This is a genomic window from Prevotella sp. HMSC077E09, from assembly GCF_001814685.1.
Classification (GTDB): domain Bacteria; phylum Bacteroidota; class Bacteroidia; order Bacteroidales; family Bacteroidaceae; genus Prevotella; species Prevotella oris.
Genome location: NZ_KV817596.1, coordinates 1 through 4,215, shown reverse-complemented (window position 1 = coordinate 4,215; position 4,215 = coordinate 1). Strand labels below are relative to the sequence as shown.

Annotated in this window: 7 protein-coding genes and 1 pseudogene; 6 read left to right on the top strand and 2 right to left on the bottom strand. The window is 36.5% G+C overall.

The genetic code is table 11. The annotated features are described in order from the left end of the window. Window positions 1-38 precede the first annotated feature (38 nt). The 6 genes from HMPREF2983_RS12695 to HMPREF2983_RS12670 all read left to right on the top strand — a co-directional run bounded on the left by HMPREF2983_RS12695 (window position 39) and on the right by HMPREF2983_RS12670 (window position 3,853). Window positions 39-506: a DUF1896 domain-containing protein gene (locus HMPREF2983_RS12695; RefSeq protein ID WP_070669032.1), complete on the top strand. Its 468-nt coding sequence runs from the start codon at window positions 39-41 to the stop codon at window positions 504-506. 310 nt (window positions 507-816) lie between these two features. Beyond that, window positions 817-1,542 (top strand): toxin-antitoxin system protein, encoded by a 726-nt coding sequence (locus tag HMPREF2983_RS12690; RefSeq protein ID WP_070669028.1) that lies wholly within the window; start codon window positions 817-819, stop codon window positions 1,540-1,542. Window positions 1,543-1,599: 57 nt separating this feature from the next. Next, window positions 1,600-2,448: a uracil-DNA glycosylase family protein gene (locus HMPREF2983_RS12685; RefSeq protein ID WP_070669025.1), complete on the top strand. Its 849-nt coding sequence runs from the start codon at window positions 1,600-1,602 to the stop codon at window positions 2,446-2,448. 24 nt (window positions 2,449-2,472) lie between these two features. Beyond that, window positions 2,473-2,940, top strand: a complete 468-nt coding sequence (locus HMPREF2983_RS12680; RefSeq protein ID WP_070669022.1) for an HU family DNA-binding protein — start codon at window positions 2,473-2,475, stop codon at window positions 2,938-2,940. A 204-nt stretch (window positions 2,941-3,144) separates the two neighbouring features. Next, window positions 3,145-3,324 (top strand): hypothetical protein, encoded by a 180-nt coding sequence (locus tag HMPREF2983_RS12675; RefSeq protein WP_070669019.1) that lies wholly within the window; start codon window positions 3,145-3,147, stop codon window positions 3,322-3,324. Window positions 3,325-3,328: 4 nt separating this feature from the next. Then, window positions 3,329-3,853 carry a hypothetical protein gene (locus tag HMPREF2983_RS12670; protein ID WP_070669016.1) on the top strand — a complete coding sequence of 175 codons (525 nt, stop codon included), beginning with the start codon at window positions 3,329-3,331 and terminating at the stop codon, window positions 3,851-3,853. Between the two features lie 40 nt (window positions 3,854-3,893). Here HMPREF2983_RS12670 and HMPREF2983_RS14360 read toward each other — a convergent pair. Both HMPREF2983_RS14360 and HMPREF2983_RS12665 read right to left on the bottom strand, forming a co-directional pair. Beyond that, a pseudogene (locus HMPREF2983_RS14360) lies at window positions 3,894-3,995 on the bottom strand (lysozyme); the annotation flags it as partial. An 11-nt stretch (window positions 3,996-4,006) separates the two neighbouring features. Continuing rightward, on the bottom strand, window positions 4,007-4,215 hold a 209-nt coding region (locus HMPREF2983_RS12665), incomplete at its 5' end, for a TraQ conjugal transfer family protein (RefSeq protein ID WP_141757664.1).

Here is a 4,215-nt window from a genome sequence, read left to right as displayed (position 1 = left end):
TAGACCCTCCCCACAGGGTTTATCGGTTGCGCCAAATTATGACAACAACAAAGAAAGAGCTTTCTTACTTCCGTTTAAAGTTGGAAGCGTATCTTGGAGAGCATTTTCCAGAGAGAGTGAATGAAAATACGTTTGTAACTGCTCGTGCAGACGAAGCATTGGCAGCTTACTGCGATGCTATAGCACAAGGGTTTTCTTACCCAGAAGCAGAGGTAATGGCAAGCGAAGTTCTGTATCAAGGACTGCATTTCTCCAAGTACGACACCCTTGTTTCAGTTTTAGAGAATGAGTTTGAGAAAGAACTCCCTTCTCCTCTTCCTGAAAGACTAACACCAATGCTTCTGAAGAATAAGGCTGTGCAAAGCGTTTTCGACAAGTATGAACTGACGGACGACTTTGGTGCAAGTCCAGAGTATGAGAAACTCTACACCGAACTGACAGGGACAATCGTTCTGATCATCGAGGTTAATGGTTTGCCAACCGTCAATAGCGAGAACATGACTTGATGTAACACCATCGGGAGCTTTTGTAGTATCAAGAGCCAAGATAAACGCTCCGCTCCACACGCCAAGAGTTTGGGCAAACGCTTGGCTTTTTTCAAGCAAAGCTCTCAATAACTCGTGTGTAGCCTGCGCATCTAGTAACAGCTCTTGAATAGAAAATCGGCGGACGAAGTGAAAGATAAACTATAAATAGAACCTCGATAGGATACTTTTTAACAGAAAGATTTTTTTTCTTAAAAAGATTTGCTAATTTTACATCAGATATTCAAATCTGCTAATAATGGAAGTAAACTTAAAAATATAAATAAAAAAAATGGAAGAATCAAAACAGCCCTTAGATTTTGGAGTACGTCATAAACGATTATGTGCTTATCATTGTTTCGGAGATAAAGCCACAGAATATTTAAGCTGTCTAAAACAACCTTATGAGGATATATCTAATTGCAATAATAATCTGGAGTCCAAACAATACCTTGCAATTTTTGTCTTCACGGACAATGCTGAAGTATATACATCTGAAATAGATACTTTCATAAAAAGATATAAAGATCTTACCGATAGTATTTTTATTTTAGACTTGCATTCTAACTTACAATATGAGACATTCAGGGAAAGATGGGGTCTCTATAATATCATACTTTCTTCGTCGTATTGTACTTTACAAAAGAGTATTTTACACTATCTGTTGTTTTTTCGTCATTTTATAGAAACACCTGGTCTCATAAGTATGGATATTTGTGATTTTAAATCATGCTCTCGTATTGCAGCTTTCATTATCTCAGGGGCAGCCTCTTCCCTTGCTCACCCTATTCATCCCATACCATATAAGAATGAGCTTTATAAAAATAATCTTCGTTTCGTGATGCTTGGATTAGAATTAAAAAGCATTAATACAAGAAAGACAAAGAAGGATATGAATCTTTTAGCTAGGTTTATGCATCAGCTCCCAGTAGATTTGGAACTCAAATGGCAGATTAGTCCTAACCATGATCACCCTCATACTGAATATGTTGTAGGCTTTAATAAACCTTTCATTTGAAAGAAAGAGATTACTAAATTGATAGATAAAAAATACTCACATTAATAATAAGTGTCGATGGGAAAATATGACAACCAGTTAGAATCGCTATTCAACGATTGGATAAAAGCAAGTAGGAAGGATGAATATCACGAGAGACGTGATATAAATGACAATATAATATTTACATATGATGGTTTGATGTATAAACCCGATTTATCAATAGATGTTGAAGATGATTGGGAAAAAGAAAATAAACGAATAATGTTTCTTTTGAAGGATCAACCTTCAGATTGGAGTGATGATGCACGTAAATGGTTAAAGGATTATCCAGATGATAAGGAAGACACGAAAAAAAGGAAAGCTAAAAATAGAGAGTTAAGGTCAAAATTCATTCACAATATTGCAAATTTATTTTATGGCATATACTATTCTCGTATTGGTAGTGTTGTTTCTTTCGACTCTCTTGATAAGGAAGATGTCAAAAGGACCTTCCTCACAAAACCATTTGCTTTTGTCGAATGTAAAAAACAAGGAGGTAAGAGGACTATTTCCAATTCCAAACTCAATTATTATTTAAACAATGCTGAGTATAAGCCTCTTTTGGAGAAGGAAATCAAAATCCTCAATCCTAATGTCATTGTTTGTACTAACAATAATATTTATAACTTTGTAATTAACATGTTTGGTGGAGAAGATGAGTTTTTGAAAATACAAGACCACAATAGTATAAGAATACGTCCTGCAAAGAATGATGTAGAAGCTTTGATTATTCTGAATACTTATCATCCTAGCGCAAGACAAAGCTATCTTACGTTCTTTGAAGGGGCTATGGATCATTATAGAGCCTTCCTAAATAATCCAGATTTGGCATTTAAATCTACTAACAAGTTGAGGAGGATAAAGCCCCAGCCTCCAAAGGCTTAACAATCGGGGGCAACACTAATTACTATGGCGAACAGACCTATTGCCTATACGCTAAAGGAGCGTAAAGGAACAGTTGGAAATTTGAAAGGAAAAATCGTTGTGCAGGCACATCCTACAGGACGAAAGAGAGTTGATCATCGTAGCTTCTGTGATGAAGTGGCACACGCTACAACGTTCACAGGTGCAGAAGTTGAGGCTGTCCTCAGACTTGCAGCTGAGATAGCAAAAAAACACGTTGAGAACGGAGACATTGTAGACTTCGGAGACATCGGGACACTTACACCTTCTTTCCAGAGTAAATTGGTTGAGAAGGGAAAAGCGGAGTTCAACCCAAAGGTTCATATTACGAAACCTGTGGTACACCTCACTCCCTCAAAGAAGTATTTTACACTTACTGGCGTGAGCTACGAACGCGTTTCAGCGCCTGACAAGGAAACTAAGAAGCCAGCTGAGAATCACTCTCAATCGGGACCAGAGATTGCAGAGCCATAAGGAAAGAACGAGCGTGACTTTCTAATATTTACATTGATGCGTGGAGTATAATGTGCCCCACGCATCAATGTTATTTTTTCAGAAAGATTAATGAGGTTTTTGACAGACTTAAGAAACAATATATATCTTAATATCAAATTTATGCCGATTATCTCGTAGAAAATAGTACCTTTGCATTGTTACAACTATGAGCAAATGGTATAAATGAAAAAGGAAGCAACAAAAAACATTGCTATTCTTCGTAAAAAAAACTCTGTTTCAAAGAAAGAAACAATTTATAGAAGAATAGAAATTGTGAAAATTCGTACATCAAGTGGTATTAAGACTGTATCTAGTAATGATATAGATGCAGCATGGAATAGAATTGTTCGAATTTCAGATTAGTATTATGTCTAAACAAAAGGGAAGAAGATATAATTTCATTTATTCAAAGCTTGTTACAGATGATAATGGGCTAAATGGATTTATCGCATATAGCTTATATAAACAAGAAAAAATAGCTTGGATAGAAGACTTTAAGAAGTCACATCACAATATTCCACCCACTGATAAAGAGATAGAAGATAATTTTTCTAATAAGACAGATCATAAATACTATTTGGATGGGTTGTTGTCTAGGGCTGACAAAATGAAAGAAGAACTTCTCAGTGCATGGGGTTTACAGCATGAAAATGAAAAAAAACAACTCAAAATAGAAAATTGTTTATTGAAGGAACAAATAATAGAACCTATAAAAGACAGTCTAAAGCCAACTTGGGCTAATCGATTTAAGAATTGGGGTAAAGACATTTTATTCTCATTTATCTCTGTACCCTTATGGGTTTTTGTGATTTATCTAATTACTTGCTTATCCTCTCCATTAAAGATTTTCTTAGCAAACACTTTAAAAGAGTGGATAAAAACTCTTGGATAACAAATGTGCCTGAGAATGTCCTTAAATTAAGGGATATTCAAAAAGGTGGCAAGTCTGCCAGCCGCACCCTCCGCTGAGCAAGGGTCGGCTGACAGAACAGGCAGAATACACAAAGTAAAATGAAAGCATTTATCGTTCGCATCAATTATGTTCTTAGTGGCGAGAAGATGCAGGCTTGCCCTCTTCTCGCTCGTTGTTGAAACTAAAGGTCAGCTGCTGAACCTTACCGAAACTATCCTCCACATATACATCAATTGTCTGGCGGTCGGCTGAGAGCGAAGTATAGTACAAGCGGAACACATCCTTCGTCAGCGGATAGCGGTCGTTTGGCTTGAAGACTGCTCCATTGTCCATTTTTAGCG

Bases quoted from the DNA above. Each gene is read 5' to 3' on its own strand.
- HMPREF2983_RS12695 (WP_070669032.1), top strand. From the start codon at position 39: ATGACAACAACAAAGAAAGAGCTTTCTTACTTCCGTTTAAAGTTGGAA.
- HMPREF2983_RS12690 (WP_070669028.1), top strand. From the start codon at position 817: ATGGAAGAATCAAAACAGCCCTTAGATTTTGGAGTACGTCATAAACGA.
- HMPREF2983_RS12685 (WP_070669025.1), top strand. From the start codon at position 1,600: ATGGGAAAATATGACAACCAGTTAGAATCGCTATTCAACGATTGGATA.
- HMPREF2983_RS12680 (WP_070669022.1), top strand. From the start codon at position 2,473: ATGGCGAACAGACCTATTGCCTATACGCTAAAGGAGCGTAAAGGAACA.
- HMPREF2983_RS12675 (WP_070669019.1), top strand. From the start codon at position 3,145: ATGAAAAAGGAAGCAACAAAAAACATTGCTATTCTTCGTAAAAAAAAC.
- HMPREF2983_RS12670 (WP_070669016.1), top strand. From the start codon at position 3,329: ATGTCTAAACAAAAGGGAAGAAGATATAATTTCATTTATTCAAAGCTT.